The following is a 20,293-nucleotide window of genomic DNA, read 5'->3' on the forward strand; positions in this document are numbered from 1 at the left end:
GGTCAGCCCTTGGGTGGGTCGAGTTCCCCAGCGGCCCACTTCTGCTCGAACTCGCGCTTGGCCCTGAGCTTGTGGTTCTGGCATTCAACCATATGGGAATCGCTCTGCCAGTTATCGCAGCCCCGCATCGGCTTGTAGAAGCTTTCCCAGGCCGCATCTCGCTGGCGCTGCTCATCGATACGAGCGCGCTGAGCCTCGACAGCTCGCTGTGAATCAATGGCGGCCTGACGTTGGGTTTCATCTGTAGATATGGTCTGGCGATGTTGACGCTGGAGAGTTTGCTGGGCGCGAGCAGCAGTCTGTTGGGCTTGCTGTTCTTGCAGCCGTTGGAGGGCTGCTTGGGTGTGTGCAATTTGCCGCTGGCCCATCTGCTCGATGATTGCCAGCCTGCCGTAGTACATGACAAGCGCGGTGAGAATGGTGCCTACCAAGCCTAAGGCCCATGCTTGAAAGGTAAGGGGGCGGCGTCGTGCCATACGGATGCTCCATGCGTTGATGGCGCAATGCTATCTAGCGTGGGTAGGGTTGGGAAGGGTGGTGTAGAAACACAAAGCCCCGCACGGGCAGGCGGGGCTTCATGTACATCGTCGGATGGGGCTGGTCCTTCAGCAGAATCACTGTGCTCCTGGGCAGGTGAAAATCTAGTGAAGGCCCCGCTCGACCTTGCGGATTTTCCTACGCGAGGGGTAGAGCAGGGCTCGAGCCCGGCCGACTGGACGATTCTGGCTTATCTTCTCGTAAGACTTCCTAGGATGCTGATATCTAAAGATAAATAAGCACGTTCGTGTCGCGCCTAGAGGTACTTCTTGAAGCTCGCGGCGGTGATGTTCACGGCACCCCCCAACAGCACCGCGCACGGCAGCAGTACCAGCAATGGGTGAAGGCTGAAGGGTAGGGTCAGGTAGAGGATCCACGGCATGACCGCCAGCGGCATCAGCGCGGCTTTTGCGCGGTGGTAGACGAAACCGGATTCGTGACCGGCGCCGAACTTGCGGATATCGCGCCGGACCAGCCCGTCCACCAGGCCGACGAAGGCTGCCAGGATGAAGAGCGGTAGCGTCAGGAGCAGCACCAGGATCCGCACGATGAAGGTCAGCGTGGTGAACGCCGCGGCGATTAGGTAACTCTCGGTCCACTGGTAGACCTGACTCAGGTAGTAGCGAAAGTCCCGGGTGTCGCCGTGGCCGGGCGCACGAGCATGCGCCGAGGTGCGGCTCATCCAGTCGAGCAGTCCGGATTTCACGAAGAGCCATTCGTAGGCCCCCTCGATCAACTGGTGCGCCGTACGTCCCGGTTCCTGCACCAGCGCGCTGCGGGTGAAGTGGCTGGATAGCTGGCTCAACTCATAGTCGAGCATGCCCTGGGCATGGCGCCAGCCCTGGTCTGGCCAGAACAGGTGCATGCCGACGCATTCGATGACGATGGACAGTAGTAACGACCCGATCAGCACACCCAGCATGCGCAGCGGCAGGGTGACGGTATTCGCGATCAGCCCTTGTTGCTGAATCTGCTGACGCTGTGCGGTGGTCGCCGGGTCCCTCATGGCCGTGCCGCCCCATCCGGTCCCTCACGGTCGGCGAGGTGTGGCAATCCGTCGAGTAGGTCATCGGGCAGCGGAGCGTCCTGCAGACCCGGCTGGCCTGGGTTGTCCCACCAGTCGCGAGCCTCCGTATAGTGCTGGCGCATGTACCCGGCGAGCTGTTGCAAATCTTCGGGCATGCTCTCGTCCGGATCGGGCGCGGGCAGGGGCATGCGGATTTTCCAGAGATTGCCCCCTTCGAGCAGGGCGAAGCATTGGCCTTTGGGCAGCGCGACGACGTGTGCGGGCTCGATCAGCGGCACGCTGGAGGTGCTGACGCGATCCTGCGCGGTGGAGGTGAAATCAGTGGGACCATGGACATCGGAGCTGTCGGTGGCGCCGCTGACCAGGGTGGTCGTGTAGACCTCGACCTTGGGCAGTTGCTTGGTCAGCAGCTCGGCGGTGGCGGTCTCCCGCACACGCAGCATGAACAAGTTGTTGAAGTTGCCGATCACCTGGCCGGCCTTGGCGCGATTGCCTATGCGCGCCTCGATATCGCTCATCGTTTGGGTGTAGGCGGTGATCTGCATACCCGCGCCGCCGCCCTTGTTGATGAGTGGGATGAATTCATCGCCCATAAGCTCGTTGAACTCGTCGGCGTGGACATTGATGGGCAGCTTGGTCCCGCCAACGGCGCCGGGGAGGCCGTCGTCGATCCCGAACTTGTAGATATGGCCCGCGACCGAGACCAGGTCGGCGAACATCGAATTGCCGACGGCCGCGGCTACTTCGGCGTCGGACAGTGCATCCAGCCCGACGTAGACCACCGCTCGTTGACGGACCACCTGCATCCAGTCGAAGATCGGGCGCGGGTCGTTGAGATCGGCATAATTCGGCGCCAGCAGCTGAGCGATCTTGCCGGTCGTGAGTTTCTCCAGCAACGGCAAGAGACTGGCAACGATCTTGTCGAAGTAGGTGCGGTCATAGCGGACGGCGGACCTGAGGCCGTCGAGTACCGGGTCGTACACGCGCACCTGCGACAGGTACTGCTCCAACGCCACCACGCGCTTTTCGCGGCCGATCATATTGCGCGGAATGTTCTTGTCGTTCAGCCGACTTTCGAGCTGGACGATGATGTCCCAGGCCTTGGGCTCGGTGCGGGCGAAGTAGTGGGCGGCGTATTCGATGAACAGCGCATCGATGTTGATGACGTGGCGTTGGATCAGCAGGTAATCGGGGCGCTGGCCCAACTCGACCAGGGCGCGCGCGATGATGTTGACGAAGCGCCAGGCGAACTCGCGGAAGGCGGCACTGTTGCCTTCACCGGAGAGCTGGCCGGCAATCCGCGTGGCGACTTCGGAAATCCGTCCGAAGCGCCCCACGGCGTTGTAGCGGGCGGAAATGTTCGGCCACCCGAGGTGGAAGAGGTAGAACTCGCCTTCACGGCCGGCGCGTTTGGCCTCCACATACATCCGCTTGAGCAAGTCGGCATCGCCTTTGGGATCGAAGACGATCACTGGCTCATACTCGCCCGTTACATTGCAGCGCCGAATGTCCTGGGTGATGAACAGCTCGGCCAACCGTGTTTTACCGACCCGCGTTGCGCCCAGGACCAGGGTCTGGCCGACACGCTCGCCGAGCGGCAAGCCAACGTCGGTCTCATGGGGTTCGATACCGTGCAGCCGGGGTAGACCGCCCACCGGCGGCAGCGGCCGCACTGGGTTGATGGGGACGTCCCAGGCGGTGAGCTTGGCCAGGTGCGACAGCGGAAACGGGGCGAACTCCAGCCGTGCTTCCAGGCGGCGCGCCACGTGGTAGCCCGGTGAGGGCTCGACATAACGGCGGAACTCTGGCCGGTAGGTCTGCATCAGCCGATGGGTATGGCGCTGTTCCCAGCGAAAGCCCCGGCCGATGAACAGGCGTTGCTGGCTCACCGGTACGTCACGACTGGTCATCACGTAGCGTGGCAGCCTTCGGATGTTGCGGCGGTAGCGCAGAATCACCCAGGCATCGCGCAGTCGTAGCGTGCCGAACGCCAGGAAGGCTAAGGCGCTGCCGAGGCCCAGCAGCGGACTCAGTGCCAGCGACCAGGGTGCCACCAGGCACACTGCCGCGGCGCCGACGCAGACCACCACCGTATACAGCTCCACGGCTGGCCGCAGCAGTACCTCGATCGCATGGGGCTGGGCCATGAGCGGTGTTTCACTGTTCGATGCCGGTCGACGTGATCAGCACCGGGTAGTGGCGTAATCTCAGGCGGTCGACCAAGTCGTCACCGGACGCTGGCGCCAGCGACAGGCCAGGCACCAGTGCGCGCAGTTCAGCCAAGGCCTCGGCCGAGTCGACGTTGACCACCAGCCCGGCGGCATTGAGTTCACGCAAGTGGGGTGACCGCTGCTGCAGCCAGGCGCGGGATTGGGCATCGTCGCCGACGAGAAAGAACGGCGGCAGGCCTGGTGCCTCGATCACCCGGCGTTCCACCAGTCCCGGCGACAGACGCACTGAGCGCACCGGCAACATGTCGGATTCGCTGAACGGGTCGAGGGGCGGACGTGGAACCTCAAGGTGCGGTGAGGGCACCTGGGGTCGTGGTTGAAGACTCAGTGCTTCGTAGTAAGGAAGGGCGGAGGCGCCGCCCCGGTCTTCCACAACAATTAGTGCGTCGGCTTGTACCCGGGCAGTGACCTGTGCCCCGGCCAGGGCGAAGAGGGCAACGAGGCGAATGGGCTTCATGGCAGGCTCCTTTGGTGGGGTTCGCTAAATACGCGTGCCAGGTGCTGGCCGACGCTGCGGCGGTAGCGTGCGGCCGGTGCGCCGCCGGCAGGCCGGTGGTAGCGGCCGACGGTAATCAGCCAGTCCTGGCCGGGAGCGTGTTGCTCGCGCAGGATGTCGGCTGCGATAGCGAGGTTGCGGTAGGGGTCGAGCAGCTCGCAGGGGCGACGGTAGCGATGACGCTGGTAGCCCAGGTTGATCTGGCCCAGACCCACGTCGATACGGGTGGGCGGGACGTCGCGCAGTGCCTGATGCAGGTGGAGGCAGGCTTTGGCTTGGGTCGGAAAGCGGCGCCCGACGCCGGCCACGTTGAGTGTCCAGGGCCAGGGGACGAGCCGGCTACTGAGCCGCGTGCCGCTTTCCTGCAGGGCGACGGCGTAGAGCACGGTCGAAGGAATGCCGGCTTGGTGCGCCGCGACTTGGTAGGCCGGTGGCGGCACGTTCTGCGCCAGGGCGTGCCCCGCCAGTGCCCAGGTCATCAGCGCCAGCACGGCGCACCGTGACGTCGCTATTGCCGCTGCCACTGGCCGTTCACCTTGCGCAGCACAGCGGGCAGGTCGCCGGGGAGGCCGAGCAACAGCCAGCGCCCGGCATCATGGTTGAGCGTGATGGTGCGGTTGCTCACCTTGGCGGGATCGATGCCGATGCGCCGAGCCCAGGTACGGATGAGTGCGTCGTCATTGCGGCTGCCGACCAGGTAGAGGTCGAACCCGACGCTGGCTGCCTGGAGCTGCTGGACTGCATGGTCGCAGGCCGTGCAGGCGTCCTTGACGAATACGGCGAGCCGCTCGCCCGTGGCTGGTACGGCGGGCGAAGAGGCTGCGCCCGCGTCGGGCAGGGCGACGCGTGGCATGCCTGGTTTGAGCCGTTGCCAGGCTGCGTCATAGGCGCGTTGGTAGGCCAGCAGCTTTTCGACACGACGAGCTTCGGCCTGCGCCTGCAGCTCCGCATAGCGGCGTTGTTCCTCATCGGAGCGTGCTTCAATACCCAGCGCGGTGAGTGGGTCGAGATTGGGCGAGTAAATGCCTAATGGTCCCCGCATCAGCTCGCGGTAGCGGGTCCATTCGTCGCTGCTCAGTCCCCAATCACGCGCCTGCTGTTCGTCGCTGCGCTCGATGGTGGTCGGTTGCTCCCTGCTAGGGCGGGCAGTCGAGGCGAGCGTTTCTGCCCCGTCGGTCACGCCACTCACCAGCAGTGCGGCGAGCACGACGAGCGCGCCGCTGCGGTCGATCATCTATCGCTCCTGCCAGTGGGCAGCGTGATTCGGCGGGTGTCGTTACCCTGCTGGAAGACAGCGGCATCCCTCTCGATGTGCTGGAGACGCCAGCCGGCTTCAGTTTCGCCCGGCAACAGCAGACGAACCTGCGAGAGCGAGCCTGAAGTTGAAGGCTGAATCGCCAGGAAGCGTTCGTTCGCACGTAACTCGATGCCGATTACCTGGAACGGCGGCTGGATCTCCTGGGGTTTGGATGGGGCAGGGGAGCGGGGACGTGCCACGACCGGTGCTGGCTGCCGAGAAGTCATGGGCCGCGCTTCCAACTGCTCCACACGCGCTTGCAGGGGCAGCAGGCTGTCCGCTGTCGCAAGGTTGCTGAGGGCGTGCTCAAGGGCGCTGAGCCGCTGCTCCAGCACCTGGCGTTCGGACTCGTAGCGCTCCATGGGCAGCGCTTGCGGTTGTGGCAGCTGTTCGACCTGCAGGGTGAGTTCGTCCAGGCGCTGTTGAAGTATCTCGACTTGCGATGTCGCAGCACGTGTCTGCATCTGCTCGGCCAGGCGTAATAGCGCGACATGGTCGATCACCGCCGAGGCGCTGACGAGCAGGAGCCAGGTAATCGCCGCTGGGCGCATCAGCGGGGTGGGCTCGCGGTGTTCCTTCCCCAGGATCGTCACGGCTGGACCTTCCCGGCAGGCGATGCGACATGGTCTTGGGGACCAGCCTCTGCAGTCGCTGACGCTTCGCCATGACGTGACAGGGTGAAGCAGACACGGCGGGTTACGTGATCAACGTGCAGCGTCCGGGGCGGCCCGACCAAGAGCAGAAGGGCTTCACGCAGTTGGACAGGCCCTAGCTGGTAGTGCGCGGCCGGCAGGGGAAGGTTGTTCAGGGCGTCGGTTTCACGACCGCTGCAGAGCTGATAGCCGGAGCGGCGCAAGACGTGTCGCAGTGCGTCGCCGACGCTGGCGCTCAGCGTGTCGGGAATGGATGCATCGACTACCTGCAGCAGGAGGTCCTGCTGGGCGGCCGTCGGCGCCAATTCGACCAGGGTGTAGCGGCCGTAACGAACGACAGGGAATTGCTCCGGCTGGGGATTCACCACCTCATTCCTTACAGGGGCAGGCGGAGGTGTTGCGCAGCCAGCCGTCAGGACGGCCAGTAGCAGGCAGCAGCGATAGGAAAGGGCGGCGGGCATGGAGGCGCTCCCGGCTGAGTCGAGCCGAGAGCATCGCCATTCAGCAATGCGGTATCACCAAACAAAGGGAATCGTCGTGTTGCCGATTGCTCGTCAGTGAGATTTGCTTCTTTGGGGTGGGGATCAACTCATGCTCAATAAAGCAGCATGCCCGTGCAATGCCTATCGCATCGAAAGTCGCACGTTTTATCCAACGAGTTACCCACAGATTTTGTGGTTAAGTTTTGTGTTCTTATTAGGGGTCAGTTGGTTGAGTCGCCACTGCTGGGACGACAAAGGGCCCCGCGGGGCCCTTTGTTTTAAGCAAAATCTTTGGCTTCGAAGCAATTATTGCACACGCCAGGACTCTACGGTTTCAACACCATGCTCGGCTTTCCAAGCCTTCAGGATGCTGTGATTGCCGCCCTTGGTTTCGACACGCTCACCAGTTTTGGGGTGCATGTAGACTTTTACCTCGCGCGCTTTGCGGGGGCCGCTACCAGTCTGAGCTTTCTTAGCGAGTGGGCGATACTCGGGGTCCATCACTGCGATCAGACCGCGCACATCTACACCGTACTCAGACATGAGCGCACGCAGCTTCTCTTCAAACTCGATCTCTTTTTTCAGCGCGCTGTCGTTCTTGAGCGCTTCGAGCTCGGCTAATTGTTGGGCTAGTTGTTCTTCAAGCTTACGAAATTCAGCAAGGCGGGACATCGTGTGTCTCCTGGTTAATAACGGGTTTAGTGTATTTAAAAAGCGTTGAAATTGGAAGGGTCTATTTGTAATAGTCTGTTGTAAAGCTATTGCTGTGGCGAAACCCTACTGCGCGTACTGCTATAGGGCGCTTGACTCCGGTTTTTCGACTTTTTGGATTTGTTTTTATGAGTTGGAAGCACTAAAGATGGGCTTCGTAGTGATTTTTTGGATTCTTGCGCTTCTGCTATGTCCAGCTCCAAACTTTTCTAATACTGGCAGCTTTATTATAAGTATTTTTCTCGTCTAGCCGGTGGCAGGCGCTACGTTGCAGTGTACAGCGCCAACTCATCCAGAGTCGGAGCATCAGCGTTGAACATTGAATCAGTTGGAAATGCGAAGCTGTAGGTCTCCTGATTGCCTTTATAGGAATAGTGGAGCCTGGAACTCTTCGATATCTTCTGAATTAAAAGAGCACTCCTGAAGGAGCGTTCATTAGATAAGGCCGGTAATGCGAGGTCATGACCTGTTGTAGCTTGTCCTCATTGTCGAAGATCAGATGCGCGAACGCTCGCGAGCCTCGGGTGGGACCGGCAGAAAGCGACCCGAAGCGAACGAAAAATACCTCGATGATGCGCATGTTCGAGCCGGTGCGACTGGTCTAGGCTAGCCCTCATCTCCCGCCGTCGGCCTTCGGTCATGAGTCGCCATAAGATCACGTTAGTCATGCCGGCCCCAGCCGCCGCTACCTTTGAGGCATTCCACAACCACAGTGTGCGTTTGGAGTGGGATACCTTGCTGTCGATAACCAATGTGGAAGGTGGCGGCAGCCATCCTTACATTGGGGCGGTCACATTCAATCAGGGGCGCGGATGGATGCGTCCGTTGTCAATGCGGACTCGATTCGTCAACTACCAGCCAGGTAAGGTGGCTGCCGCGGTATTGGTAGAGCCTGCTGGCGTCTTTCAGGAATGGTCGGCATCAATGCGTCATCGCGATCTGGATGAGGGCAAGTCGGAGCTGATCTACAGACCTCTAGCCCCCCCACCATTTAGGCTGAGAATTTTGATGTCACCGCTATGTGCTGGCATGCCCCCTCCATTGTACTGGCTCTTTGATGTTAAAATGAGGTCACTTCTGCGGATTTCAAGACGCCAGTACGAAATTAATTTTCAAGGTGAAGCGACGAGGCTGCTTCGCAATTTCAGCCTTCTCTCGGTTTGAGCAGCCCCGGGCCTCCTAGAAACCTCCAAGCCTAATAATCAGGCCGCCCTGAACGTCCGTTTCTGGCCGATTCTGTTGAAAAAGGCGGTGTTGGCCAGAGTCGCCTGCCCATAGGCCCAAATGCGGCTGATTCGCGCGTTGCTACGTGAAATCCAAGGCAGTTCTGCCCCGGAAATGACTCAGATTTCAGCGTAAGCAATGCACTTTTGTGGGCAGAAATCTCGAAGGGAGTCTTTCAACAGAATCGGCCGATTTCTGCCTGTACCGACAGGCTGCAATAAGTCGCCTGCTGCCGTTATCACACGGTGGAAAATCGTTGCTCGGTGCTCTAGGACCTCAAAGGAGGTACAGGTGAAGAGAAGGGGCCGACAGCCCGAGGGGCTGCCGGCATAAGGCACATGAGTCAGGTTGCAAGAAGCTGCCTGGCCAGTGCCACTTCGACGGAATCACCGTCCTGGTTGAGGACATCCAACCCGGACTCTGGTACGTCTCCCGACGTGGATTGCGAGACCATGATCTTCTTGGCCATCAAGCCCAGGCAGGCCATTTGTGAGGTGGCCGCGTAGCCCAGGTAGATCACCCGGACGGCCTGTTTCTGGCCGATGCGCCAGGAACGGCGTGCGGCCTGCTGCAGCGAATACACGTTGTAGCCCGACTGCATGAAGACAATCGTTGGGAACTCCAGCAGGTCCAGGCCGGTTTTCACCAGTTCGGGATTGGTGATCAGTACGTCGATGCCACGGTCGAGCTGCTCGGCGATCCAGTCTTCGCGGCGAGAGGCATCCACGCTCGCGCGTAGCACCGCCACCTTGAAGCCCTCCTGCTCCAGCAGCGTCATGAGTCTCGACGTCGTATCGCGGGTGCCGGTGTAGATCGAGTAGACCAGGGTCTTGCGACCTTCTGCCTTCTCCTGCCGGCAGAGCTCGATCAGCTCGCGCTCCTTGGGCATCACCTCCAGCTCATTGAACTGGGAGGGCACGAATGCTAGCAAGGCGCGCGTGCGCGGATGCTTGACTGTTTCCGAGCGAAAACAGGTGTCTGGCCAGGCCAACAGCACGTTGAGCACCACACCGAGCAAAGTCGTGTCGCGTTTGGCCAAGGCCTGTTTCAGTTCCTGGCTCAGGCGCTGCGACAGGTCGCGGTAGGCATTGGCCTGGTCCGCGTCCATGGCAACTTCACGAAACTCCTCGTCATAGGGCGGCAGCACATTGCCACCGATGTCCCGCAGTTTAAGAAATACCGTGAACGGCAGGATGCAGCGCAGCACACCTTTCGGCCCGAACCCCGGCGCTTTAACCGTGCGCACCGATACCTTGGTGCCCTTGGCCGTCTTGTGCGCTGCGCCCAAGCTTTCGGAGTAAATATCCTTGAGTACGCCGTGATCGCGCATGAACGCCATGGCGGCCGACGTCATGCTGCCGGTACCGCTCGGCCGGTAGCCGTCTTCGATCATCCGGCTCGGAAGGGCGCGGAACAGCAGGTGGAACAAGTCGTCGCCATACCCCCCCATCAAAGTTCCGGTGAGCAGCAGCGTTTTGCGCGACTTCGCGGCGAGCACACCCATGGCTTGGCCTTGGGCGCTTCCGCCGTTCTTGTACTCGTGCGCCTCGTCGGCGATGAGCAGGTCGAATGTGCCTTGCGGCAAGTAGCGTTTCACAAACTCGGACGGTTGATAGCCGCCCTCGCCGAAGCCGAACTCCATACTGGCCATCGCACGTTCCATGCGCTGGGCCTGGCGGTCCGAGAAGACCAGTTCACCCTGGTCGTCCATCAGGTTGATGAACTCGTGGATGTTGTCGCCGAGCATCGACGCGAGGAACCCATCACCGTACTGCTGCATTAACTTCTGCGCGGTGACTTCGCCGATGGTGGGAATGCGTTTCAGGGCCTTCAATACGGCCGAGGACTGGTCGTTGGCGGACAGGTTTCGCGGGCGGATCAGCGTCCACAAGGAAGCTGCGCAGCAGCTGCACTTGCGGCGGTATTCCTCGGCTTCCAGCTCCACCGGATTGACCGGCTCGCCGTCGAGATTGGTGATGACCTGGCCGCAGTCAGGGCAGGCGCCCACGTCGCCGTGACGCGTGCGGTGCTGGGTGAAGACGGGCCTCCAGTGGAAGCCCATGCGCATGCGAACGCGGCCGAGGATAAAGAACTCCTGGCCCTGGGCCGGCACACCCAACTGCGCGCGCAGCTTGATGAGCTTGACCAGGGTGTCCGGGCCGTTGAGGACCCAGACGCGGGCGTCGGCTACCGTATCCTGGATTTCCCGCCGCCACTTGTAAACCAGGTGCGGAGGGGAGAGCACCAGGGTACGCCGGTAGCCTTCGGCCTGGAGGACGGCGGCGGTGGCAATACCCACCGTCGTTTTGCCGCAGCCCATCTCGCCATTGACGATCGCGGCGCGCTCGCCGTGATCGATCAACAACTCGGCAACGGCATGCACCACGTCGGCCTGCGCGGGGAACAACCTCCGCTTGAGGCCCGCTAGGATAGTTTGCCGCTGTGCTCGCGGCTTCCCGGCATAGACCGGCGGATTGGCGCGGTTGAGTGAGTCGAGCAACTCGTCGCCGAATTCGGATACGAAGTCCTGCAGACTGAGCGTGAGGGGAGAATCAGCCGCTTCCAGCAGGTTGCCCTGCGCAGCGGTTTCGGGGTCGGGATCAAGAGCGTGGGACATGATGATGCTCCAGGAAAGTGGGCATGCACCGTCCCCGTGGGGCGATGGCATGCCCCTTGGGTGGGAGGAAAGCAACGGTTTGCGACCGTCGAACGAGTACTCAGATTTCGGGTGGGAGTGCGATGTGTGTCGCACTTCGATCCGCTTCGGTGTAGATGCACAGGGTCAGCTCGCGCGTGACCTGGTAGATCGAGTCGAGACGCTGACCGGATGTCAGAGCGGCATTGTTTTCCTGCCACCTGTCGTCGGTAATGTCGCCCCAGTCACCGCGGGTATGGCGCTGGAAATAGGGCAACGGGTCGAGCCGGCCCTCACGGACTAGCTGGTCGACGCCCTTGCTGAAGATCAGCGCGCCTATCGGGAACAGGAGCCTGCGATCACGGGTGTTGCGAGCAGCGGATGCCATGGGTTTCTCCTCAGGTGGAGGCCACGGCATCCCAGCGGGATGACGTGGCCCCGGTGGGTGGCGGAAAGTGACGGTCAGCTCTCGCAGAGAGTGCTCAGCGGATGGTCAACACCTCGCCCCGGGTAGGGGAGTCCGGTGTCATGTCCCAGGCGCGAATAACCGGTACGAATTTGTCGGTGAGGATGCGTGTTTCGGCCACGGAGCCGTCGTCGCGTTCGGTGAACTCCCGCTGGAGGGTTTTCTCCTTATGGGTGTCGCCTTTGACGATCAGCACCTTGCCGGTCTTGGACGTCACGACGCCAGAGATCGCGCCTGCGGCCAGGGCGAGGGCGAGATGCCAGTGCGACAGCGCCCGTGCGGGCGGTCGCAGCGACTGTTGCGAGGCACCCAGATGCGCTTCGAGTGTCGGCCAAAGCCCTTGCAGCCGACCGACTTCATCGGCGAACTGCGCAGGTTCCAGCGTCACGCGGTAGAAGTGCTCTGGCTCGGACGGAGTCGCGGGGACGGTGTACGGCAGGAGCGGCCACTCTTCCGGCAACGCTTCGGCTTCGATGTCTCCCTGACCAATCTGCAGCAGCAGGGCTCGGGCGGACTTGGTTTCGTCGCTGGCCTGGTCGCGTTGCCGCGAGCGGCGGCCGAACACCACGACCTGCTTGAATTGCGTCTCCACCGCACGGTAGATACGCAGGTCGCTGTAGTGCCGCGTGAGCCAGCCGACGAGTTCAGCGTCCAGGACGTAATGCGGCACGATGAAGACCAGTACACCACCGTACTGCAGCAGCGGTAGCGTGCGCTGATAGAACAGCTTCTCGAGCCGGGCGCGGCCTTTGCCGTCGTAGCCGAGGTTGCCATTGGCGTCGTTGCTCAGGTCGCCATAGGGCGGGTTGAGCCACAGCAGGCCGAATGACTGGCGGGAGATCAGGGTATCCATCAGGTCGCCGTGGATGCAGCGGTCAACCAGCCCCCGTGCATGGTGGGCACGTTCGCCGTCGTACTCGACGGCGAACACCTGGGTTTGCTCGCGCCCGAGGGCGTGGGCGACTTCGGCAACGGCCACGCCTTCGCCGGCGCAGGGATCGATGATGCACATCGGCCCGTCGCCAGGCGCCAGTGCGGCGAGTGCTCGTTCGAGCGTGGCTTCGTCAGTTGGGTAGTAGCCGCCCTTGGCGAAGTTTCTTGCGAGTCGAGGAAACATGAGGGCCATGGCTGCCTCCTGTCTGTCGAGGAAGAGTGCAGGCATGCACGGACGCATGCCTGCTGGGGAGCCCTTACGCCACTGCCGCAAGCAGGCGGGGGAGCGGGCGATCGGTTTCGTGCACGTCGAGGGTGCCGCTGCGGATCAGGTTGCCCAGCGCCTGGGTGAGGGCCGGTACGTCCATGGCCAGGCGATGGCCATCGAGGGGACCGATCGCCAATGGCAGGCGATGGAGCATGCCGTGCGCGCGTAGATGCGCCAGCACAGGGGCCTGCCAGTGGTCGAGCAAGGGCAGCGGACAGGTGTCCCGTACCAGTCGCCAGAGGCGAGCGTCGGGGGCGATAGCGGAGCGCGGCAGTAGCGCTAGCGCGCTTGCGTTGCTCTTGTCGGGCCGCGTGCAACGGCGGTCGAACAGCCAGAGGTTGATCAGCGAACCAAACAGGGTGCGCCGGTAGACACGGGTCAAACGCTTTTCCAGGCGATCGACGCTGCCGACGAAGAGCGGAATCGACGACTCCTGTTGGGTGAGGAGGTGGAACTGGTCGAGCCCGTCCTGGTCCTGTCCCAAGGTCAAGCGGGCGATGAATTGCTGGATGGCGGTGTCGCGCCCCCAGACTGAAGCGAAGACAAGGGTGCCCTGCTCGTCGCCGACGCAGGCGTCGGCCATCAGGTCGGGGCACTCGTCGATGGCAAAGAGCGTTGCGGTTGATGAGGATGCAGGCATGGTGATGGCCTCGGTGGCGGGGCAGCACTGCCTGAGGGACAGAGACTGCCCCGTGGGGTGGATTACGAATCGGGCTCGAAGTCCCGGGTGTGAGGATTGAAGCGAAGCGCCGCATCCGGTGTGCGGATTGGCGTGAAGCCTTGCAGGTAGATGTCGCGGCGGTAACGGTCCCGGTAGGTCAAGGCATGGCGCGCCTGCTCTTCACTGAGGCCACTGGCGATGAAGTGCTCCAGCAATTCTTCGTCGGAGGACACTTCGTTGTTGGACAACTGGTCCTCGACGAAAAGGAGTAGCGATTCCGGGAGCGCGGCAAGGAGGGAGTCCATGGCGTGTGCTCCGGGTTAGGCCATCAGCACGCTTTCGGGTGCTTTGGGCAGGTGACGCTTTGTGTGGTAGGCACGGACGTGTTCGCGCCACTCGTGGGACTGCTCAGGTGCCATGTCCAGATAGCGGAGCGGGCACGTGTAGTAATACGGGTGCATCGACTCGTCCATCGGCTTGTAGCCCCATTCGCTGCCACTACGTTGCAGCAGGTCGCAGCGGATGTAGCAGAGCGACTGACCTCGTGCGAGATCTCGATGCACACCGTCGACCTTGGCGGTCACCTCGGCGACGGACCACAGCACATTCCCGCGCAGGGCGTGGGCGATGACCTTGACGCTGGCGCGTTCAGTTTCCTGTGGTGCGATCAGTTCAGCGATCAGTTCGGATCGGGACTGGGGAGAGAAAAACCAACCCATGATGAGGTCTCCGAAAACTGGCCGGAGTCCGCCCCTCAGGGGGGAGCCCCGGCGGGTGGGTGAAGGTCACCGCGGTGATGTGAGTGGTCAGGCAGCCTGACAGTCGGGCTCCCGGTGCCAACTCTGTGCCTTCGCATCGAAGGCATAACCGAGCTGGTTGAGGCGCGAACACTGCAGGCGCAGCGTGCGGCGGTCGATGGTCGAGTCGAGCTTGACGGTATCGTCCAGCGGCCAGAGCAGGCCAAACAGCGCGGCATCTTCGCCGTCAGCCGCGGACGTTGAGGCAGAGGCCTCAGTCGGCTTGTCCACCCCAAAGGGCGTGGTATCGATCAATGGGTCTTTCGACGACGGTGCCGCAGGGCTTTGTGGATTGGTCGTGGTGTCGGTCGCAGGGCTGTTCTGCTCTTCATCGAGCGGATCGACCTCCTGTGGACCGAACTTGCGGGCTTCGTCCTTGCTCAGCTGCGTAATACCAGAGAGGGCCATTCCATCGAGTTTGGCGCGGATCTCAAAGCGCATGCCTCCGCCAGCGGGGTAAGCTTTGGGGAAGATGTAACGAATCACGAACTCCCCTTCGTACTTCCCTTCGGCGTACTGCTCCAGCTCGGGATCCTTGACCACGAACTCACCGATCGGGGTGACGAGGCGGCTGACATTGAATGGGCCGTTGCGACCATGGATGGTGCGCAAGGTGAGCTGGCCAGGAACGATGATGGGGGACTGTTGAGCGCGAGGCGTGGCGGTCATGTGGGTTCTCCTTCGAGGATGTTGGGCCGGGTGTGCCCATCCGAACGCGCGGAAAGGAATCTCCTGCTAGGGAAATCAAGGTCGGTATCCGCCCCGGTGGACGGAGTCCCATGCGAGTGGCGCAGATCGACGCCGAAGCATCGGGGATGAGGAAGACCAGTGCGATACAACGCACCGCAGCTGTGAAGGTCGAAGCTGCTGGGCATGCTGCAGGCTTCGCCTGCGAACATAGGGGTAGCTTGCTTGAAGGGTAGGGTGGGGGCGCGTGCCAATCGGCAGCCGAACGCTCCGTGTTTTTGCGCAGGGCGAGGCAAGCGCGCTAGGAGCAGATAAAAAACGGACCATGCCCTGTTCGGGGATGGTCCGTGAGAGGCTTAGGCTTTCAGTTGGCGCATGCCGTCGGCGAGCAGCCACAGGGCGCGATTCAGGCGCACGTTCTGATCGATGCCTTCAACGGCCCGAGTGCGCTGGTGGCGCCCGCGGGCGGATCGACCGGATAGGCCGCCTTTGACCAGGTTCTCCTGCACTCGGTTGAACACCGACCACAGGTCGAAGCGCCGGTCGTCGAAGCGGCGTGGCGCCAACACCTGGCTCTCGGTGATCGGTACCGGCTTGCTGGCGCCGTCGTACTTGAGCGACAGGGCAGAGTTGGCAAACACAGTGGCCTCATTCTCATCGAGAGTGATGGCGCGCATCGAATCGCGTGATTCCTCCACGCGCTCGAAGCCCTTCAAGACTTCGTAGGCGCCTTCGATTACGTGCTCCGTGACATTGCCTTTGTGATGGACGCGCACGTCGGTCATCGTGTCCCCGCACACCAGGCCGTTCTGGCAGACGAAGCGAAACATGCCCGCGAGCATCTGGTAGCTACTGGTGCCGTCGTGAGAGTTCAGCAGGATGATCTCATTCGCTTCGCTGCCGTCGATTTGGCTGGCGTGGCGAAGGCGCAGCATGTGTTTGGTGTACTCGCGGCGATCCTCATGTCGCACGCGGGTCTGGCACACCATGAAGGGTTCGAAGCCCTCCTTGCGTAACTCGAAGAGAACGGTGGCGGTGGGGATGTAGCTGTACCGTTCGGATCGGCTTTCGTGCGGGGCTTCCGCATAGATTGAGGGTACGACGGCGCGAATCTGATCATCCGAGAGCGGGTGATCTGCGCGCAGCATGGGGGAGCAATGCGCAAAGCGAGAGGCCAGTTGCATGGTGATCTCCTGGATAATGCTGGCAATTGGCGTGTCGGGGCTTAAGCTCGATAGCCGGTGATTGCCTGGGATGGAGAAGGCCCCGTGAGACGGGGCCGGTTGGGGCGGTGACCGACATGCCGCCGACACCGAAGTGCCGGGGCAATGCCGGGAGGGCAGGACAAGGCCCCGGTGGGGCGCTGCGAGTTAGAAGGACGCTGCCTGAGGGGTGTTCTCGGCAGGCTCGGTGGGCTTGGCGCTGCCGTTGTCGTCTGCAGGGGGAACCGTCTCGTCGGGCGTGGAAGCGTCCTGGGAGGCGGGTACGTCGGCCTTCAGCGGGTAGACTTGCTGGCCGTCGATCTTGATCAGGCTGACCTGGATCAGCTTCGATTTCAGGCTTCCGCCCACGTCGCCGGCATGCTCGCCCTTGATGCGGATGTAGGACTCGGCCTTCATGTCGTTGAGCGTGAAGGCCAGCAGGACTTTCTTCTGTGCTTCCACGGCCTGAATGCAGCGTTGCACCAGGTGTTGGGCACTGTTGTCGGCGACGATGGTCTCGATGTAGCGATATTCGGGAGTGTCGACCGGCCCGGCCAAGACTGCGATCGAGCAGGACAGAAACGGGTCGCCGTTGTTCGGGACCATCTTGGGATCATTCAAGTAACCGATACCGCGGGTAATCAGCTCGTGGTACTCGATTTCTCCCAAGACGCTCCGCTCCAGCAGTTCGGCCTTCAGTAACCGGGCCTTCATGCTGGCAGCTGGATCACCCGAGGGCCGGCGGAACGGATCGATCCACAGGTCGCCGAGACGGAAGCGGACCAAAGGCCGCTGATTGCGATCATCGACACCGACATAGGGTTGGACAAGTTGCTTGGCCTCGGCCCCCGAGACCCGCACATCGAAGTAGCGCAGGGTCGGGTCCTTGGCAGGTCCGACGAGGGCCGCGACCGTGCAGGCCAGGAACGGCTGCGCATGGCGGCCGCCCTTCACCGGGACTTCGCGCACGCGCTGGATGTAGCCGATGCCGGACGTATGGATGTCGAAGTAGGACTTCTGATTGGAAGCGTTGCTGGTCATGGTGAATCTCCATTGACTTGAGAACAAGAAAGCGGAAACACACCGACCCACAGCGGGGAGGTGCGTAACCCCGCGGTGGGTTAAGGATCAACTGCATCCACTCCCGGATGCCGGGAGTCGTTCGCGCAAAAGATGCGGTGCGAACTGGTTTGGTCACGCAGCAAAGCTGCGCCGCAACCTCGAAGACCGATGGTTGCCTGGTATGTCGCTGACGTCGTCAGCAGCACATGACGTCAGCCTGGCGCTAGGCGACTCGCCGGACCAGGAGGAATCAGCAGTCGCGGAAAACCGCATTGGTTAGTCCTCGCAATGGCAGGCGATCGGGTCAACGGTGGGGTCGAAGAAACCCGTGTCCTGACCGCTATTGGCGGCTGCCGCTGAAACTGGTGCCAGTAAGGGGCGATGTTGAACGGCGCGCCTGCGGGCGTCTCCTTGGGGCTGACCGGGATCAGCCGGCGAGGGCGGCCATTTCAGTTTTTGGAGACGGCGCGTAATAGATACGCGTGGGGCGATCAAAAGAAGCCCCCGCGGACGGGGGCTATGGAGGAGGAAAGGTCAGGTACCAGTCGTCATGCTGAAAGCTCTTGGCGCGGTGTTCGAGCTCGGGTACGGAGGATCTCCACCTGTATCTGGCGCCAGCGGCCATCGTCGATCAGCCGCTCGAGTACCTCTCCGAGCGAGTCGAAGTACACCTCGTCCACTCGCTCAACCACATCCACACCGTGACGTAACTCCATTGCGTAGAGGTCGTGGACACGTTCGTAGAGCACAGTTACCTGCCCCTCGAACTTGTCTGTGGCTACAGTGAAGCTGAGTGCCGGTGGCGACTTGATGATGTCATCGGGCTTGGGATCCACCCACGTGAAGTCCCGCGCATCGGCATCCACCAACAGATGGGTAATGCGTCGGTAGCCATCGGGTGCTGGCAACTCTTCCAGTTGCTCGATCAGTGCTTGTAGCTCCGGACACTGCGGGGTGGGAATGGGCAGCTTGGCGATAGCCGAGCCGAGTATTAGCGTCTTCACGGTGTAGGCCGTGCCGTCCGACGAACGCTCGGTTCGTTCTTCCGGCGTGTCCGCGCGCTGACCGTCGAAACGGCGCCGTGCATATGGACGAACTTGAACCTTGTCACCTTCACCGGGCTGCTCGGTGACCAGGTCCCGATCGAGAACGGCAAACTCGGTACGGCCGGTCTTCACAACGATGGCCGCGTCGGTTGTAGCGATTACCGTGCCGTCGAAGGGCTGCGGATCGATGAAAAAGCCCAAAGTGGATACCTTGGGTTCGCCGTCGAAGATTTTGAAGCGAAAAGTTCGTGAGTTACGCGGTACGTGTTTCGCAACCAGTGAGGGCAGTTGCGTGCGGATGGCTTGGTGGTCCATGGGAGATTCCTCGAATTGAAGCAAGGGACTCCCGCCTACAAGGGAGGGTATCCCTTGAGGGGTGGTCAGCGCGACATGCGCTGGAAGAGCAGAGCGACCAGTGCGATGAAGCGCACCGCAGTCGTGAAGGTCTCGACTGCCTGGGCATGCTGCTGGGTTCACCAGCGAACATGCGCGCAGGATGTTGGATCGGATGAGCGGCTGCGCCGGGTAAACCGGTTCGTACGCGCCCGTAATTGGGGCGGTTCTACTTGGGCGCTCCAGTTTTGCCATTCGCTTCGTTAGCGGATTGGGGCTCGTTGCGCATTCTCCGCCACGCTAGTGACCGAAGCGTCGTACAGCGGCAGCCCCTACAGCGTCGGAGCATCAACATCGAACACGAGCATGTGCACGTCGGCAACCGTGGCCTGGTGGAGAGTTGCCTTCACTATCGAAAATCGGTTGTACAAACATTCTCGCGAGCCTCGGTTGGGATCAGCAGAAAGCGGCCCACTGCGGACTTCGTGCTAGACAGTTTCACTCTTCGAAAGCAGTCACCTAGACAAGATGGTCAAACCATCGCACACAGCCTAAGTGGTGCGGGACTACACCGCGGCGAATGGCCAAGCCGAAGCGAGCTGGCCGAAGATCAGTGACGCGTTTCAGCACAAGGACGGATTAGGATTTGATGTCGCACTCGACGCCGCGTCGGTTAAAAGTCGTGTCATGCTGCGTTCTAACGCGCCGTCGAGGAGATGGAGCGTCGATCTATCGCTCGACGCACTTTTCGTTGTGATATGTGATGAACCGTTCGTCAATCACATGACCGGGGACGACGGTGATGTCTTCCATACGCAGGCTACGGACACCGTAGTCGAGTTCGACATGACAATTCGGACATAAGCAGATGATGTTCCCTTCGATATCGGGTCCGTCATGCGGAGAACCGAGCGGTTGAAGATGATGCGCCTCTGCATAACGCAATCCGGCCGGCAACTCGATGGAGTGCTGGCAAAGCTGGCATTTGTAGCCGTGCAATTGTTTGACGCGCCGGGAGAGCAGGCTATCGCGGATGATGCGGCTCACCGTAGTTTCCACACGGCCTGGCGGGGCGGATAAGTCATTCGCTGGCGGCGTGACGGGCGGTGGCTCATTCGCGATGAAAGGCGCCCAGTCGAACCCTTTAACCTTCCGGATTTCGCTTTCCCACCATGGATAGTCTTCGTCTCTCCGGCCGAACAGCTTGAAGTAGCCGTGACCGGGGCGCATCCTCTGTGGGTCGCGATCGATGATCAGCCCTGTGATTGCGGGCAGCGCCAATTCAGCCGTCCATTCCGCCAGACTGTTCAAGCCCTGGACCTGCAGACTCTCGCCGAAGGTTCCGCGCTGGATCGCAAGCCCTAGATCGTCGTGAACCTGCTTGTAGCCCACATAACTCTGCGGCCTGCCTGGCACTATCTGCGGCAGCTTGCCAACAAGATAAGACAGCAGAATCCGTCCCTGGCCGTCGAGTGCCATGCTCTAAACTCCCGGATAGTTGTTGTACCGTGCACCCTGCACCCGTAGTACCTTGAGGTGCAATCG

At 61.7% G+C, this 20,293-nt stretch carries 21 protein-coding genes; 1 reads left to right on the plus strand and 20 read right to left on the minus strand.

The features are described from left to right. Positions 1-2: 2 nt before the first annotated feature. From E8F06_RS26425 to E8F06_RS26465, 9 genes are all read right to left on the minus strand, one after another. A complete protein-coding gene (locus E8F06_RS26425) occupies positions 3-476 on the minus strand; it encodes a hypothetical protein (protein WP_280359688.1) in 474 nt (157 codons plus the stop codon). A gap of 317 nt (positions 477-793) precedes the next feature. Then, positions 794-1,543, minus strand: a complete 750-nt coding sequence (locus E8F06_RS26430) for a TIGR03747 family integrating conjugative element membrane protein (protein ID WP_280359689.1) — start codon at positions 1,541-1,543, stop codon at positions 794-796. Further along, positions 1,540-3,711, minus strand: coding sequence for a type IV conjugative transfer system coupling protein TraD (gene traD, locus E8F06_RS26435; protein ID WP_280359690.1), 2,172 nt, complete (start codon positions 3,709-3,711; stop codon positions 1,540-1,542). Before traD ends, E8F06_RS26430 begins: the two co-directional genes overlap by 4 nt. Before the next feature lie 10 nt (positions 3,712-3,721). Then, positions 3,722-4,252, minus strand: coding sequence for an integrating conjugative element protein (locus tag E8F06_RS26440; protein ID WP_280359691.1), 531 nt, complete (start codon positions 4,250-4,252; stop codon positions 3,722-3,724). Beyond that, positions 4,249-4,770, minus strand: a complete 522-nt coding sequence (locus E8F06_RS26445) for a transglycosylase SLT domain-containing protein (RefSeq protein ID WP_280359746.1) — start codon at positions 4,768-4,770, stop codon at positions 4,249-4,251. The genes E8F06_RS26440 and E8F06_RS26445 overlap by 4 nt, the downstream gene beginning before the upstream one ends. A 29-nt stretch (positions 4,771-4,799) precedes the next feature. Further along, positions 4,800-5,525: a TIGR03759 family integrating conjugative element protein gene (locus E8F06_RS26450; protein WP_280359692.1), complete on the minus strand. Its 726-nt coding sequence runs from the start codon at positions 5,523-5,525 to the stop codon at positions 4,800-4,802. Then, entirely contained in the window at positions 5,522-6,181 is a 660-nt protein-coding gene (locus tag E8F06_RS26455) for a hypothetical protein (protein WP_280359693.1), read from the minus strand. The genes E8F06_RS26450 and E8F06_RS26455 overlap by 4 nt, the downstream gene beginning before the upstream one ends. Next, positions 6,178-6,702 carry a PilL N-terminal domain-containing protein gene (locus E8F06_RS26460; protein WP_280359694.1) on the minus strand — a complete coding sequence of 175 codons (525 nt, stop codon included), beginning with the start codon at positions 6,700-6,702 and terminating at the stop codon, positions 6,178-6,180. The genes E8F06_RS26455 and E8F06_RS26460 overlap by 4 nt, the downstream gene beginning before the upstream one ends. A gap of 327 nt (positions 6,703-7,029) precedes the next feature. Next, positions 7,030-7,395, minus strand: a complete 366-nt coding sequence (locus E8F06_RS26465) for a histone-like nucleoid-structuring protein, MvaT/MvaU family (protein ID WP_280359695.1) — start codon at positions 7,393-7,395, stop codon at positions 7,030-7,032. A 678-nt stretch (positions 7,396-8,073) separates the two neighbouring features. On the opposite strand from E8F06_RS26465, the gene E8F06_RS26470 reads away from it, so the two are divergent. Further along, complete coding sequence (locus E8F06_RS26470; protein ID WP_280359696.1) at positions 8,074-8,598, plus strand: hypothetical protein; 525 nt, start codon at positions 8,074-8,076, stop codon at positions 8,596-8,598. Positions 8,599-9,001: 403 nt separating this feature from the next. Here the strand turns inward: E8F06_RS26470 and E8F06_RS26475 are convergent, their stop codons facing one another. The 11 genes from E8F06_RS26475 to E8F06_RS26525 all read right to left on the minus strand — a co-directional run bounded on the left by E8F06_RS26475 (position 9,002) and on the right by E8F06_RS26525 (position 20,227). Next, positions 9,002-11,275, minus strand: coding sequence for a DEAD/DEAH box helicase (locus E8F06_RS26475; protein ID WP_280359697.1), 2,274 nt, complete (start codon positions 11,273-11,275; stop codon positions 9,002-9,004). 100 nt (positions 11,276-11,375) lie between these two features. Continuing rightward, a complete protein-coding gene (locus tag E8F06_RS26480) occupies positions 11,376-11,681 on the minus strand; it encodes a hypothetical protein (RefSeq protein WP_280359698.1) in 306 nt (101 codons plus the stop codon). Between the two features lie 94 nt (positions 11,682-11,775). After that, positions 11,776-12,885, minus strand: coding sequence for a DUF6094 domain-containing protein (locus tag E8F06_RS26485; RefSeq protein WP_280359699.1), 1,110 nt, complete (start codon positions 12,883-12,885; stop codon positions 11,776-11,778). 64 nt (positions 12,886-12,949) lie between these two features. After that, positions 12,950-13,600: a hypothetical protein gene (locus tag E8F06_RS26490; protein ID WP_280359700.1), complete on the minus strand. Its 651-nt coding sequence runs from the start codon at positions 13,598-13,600 to the stop codon at positions 12,950-12,952. A gap of 62 nt (positions 13,601-13,662) precedes the next feature. Further along, positions 13,663-13,926 carry a hypothetical protein gene (locus tag E8F06_RS26495; RefSeq protein ID WP_280359701.1) on the minus strand — a complete coding sequence of 88 codons (264 nt, stop codon included), beginning with the start codon at positions 13,924-13,926 and terminating at the stop codon, positions 13,663-13,665. Between the two features lie 15 nt (positions 13,927-13,941). After that, a complete protein-coding gene (locus tag E8F06_RS26500) occupies positions 13,942-14,340 on the minus strand; it encodes a hypothetical protein (RefSeq protein WP_280359702.1) in 399 nt (132 codons plus the stop codon). Positions 14,341-14,427: 87 nt separating this feature from the next. After that, the gene (locus tag E8F06_RS26505) at positions 14,428-15,087 is read right to left on the minus strand and encodes a DUF3275 family protein (RefSeq protein ID WP_280359703.1); all 660 of its coding nucleotides are present in this window, start codon (positions 15,085-15,087) and stop codon (positions 14,428-14,430) included. 374 nt (positions 15,088-15,461) lie between these two features. Beyond that, a complete protein-coding gene (locus E8F06_RS26510) occupies positions 15,462-16,289 on the minus strand; it encodes a DUF932 domain-containing protein (protein ID WP_280359704.1) in 828 nt (275 codons plus the stop codon). 186 nt (positions 16,290-16,475) lie between these two features. Beyond that, positions 16,476-17,348, minus strand: a complete 873-nt coding sequence (locus E8F06_RS26515) for a DUF3577 domain-containing protein (protein WP_280359705.1) — start codon at positions 17,346-17,348, stop codon at positions 16,476-16,478. Between the two features lie 569 nt (positions 17,349-17,917). Continuing rightward, positions 17,918-18,730: a GTPase gene (locus E8F06_RS26520; RefSeq protein ID WP_280359706.1), complete on the minus strand. Its 813-nt coding sequence runs from the start codon at positions 18,728-18,730 to the stop codon at positions 17,918-17,920. A gap of 747 nt (positions 18,731-19,477) precedes the next feature. Next, positions 19,478-20,227: an HNH endonuclease gene (locus E8F06_RS26525; protein WP_280359707.1), complete on the minus strand. Its 750-nt coding sequence runs from the start codon at positions 20,225-20,227 to the stop codon at positions 19,478-19,480. Positions 20,228-20,293: the final 66 nt, after the last annotated feature.

This window comes from Pseudomonas sp. BN411, from assembly GCF_029871235.1.
Classification (GTDB): domain Bacteria; phylum Pseudomonadota; class Gammaproteobacteria; order Pseudomonadales; family Pseudomonadaceae; genus Metapseudomonas.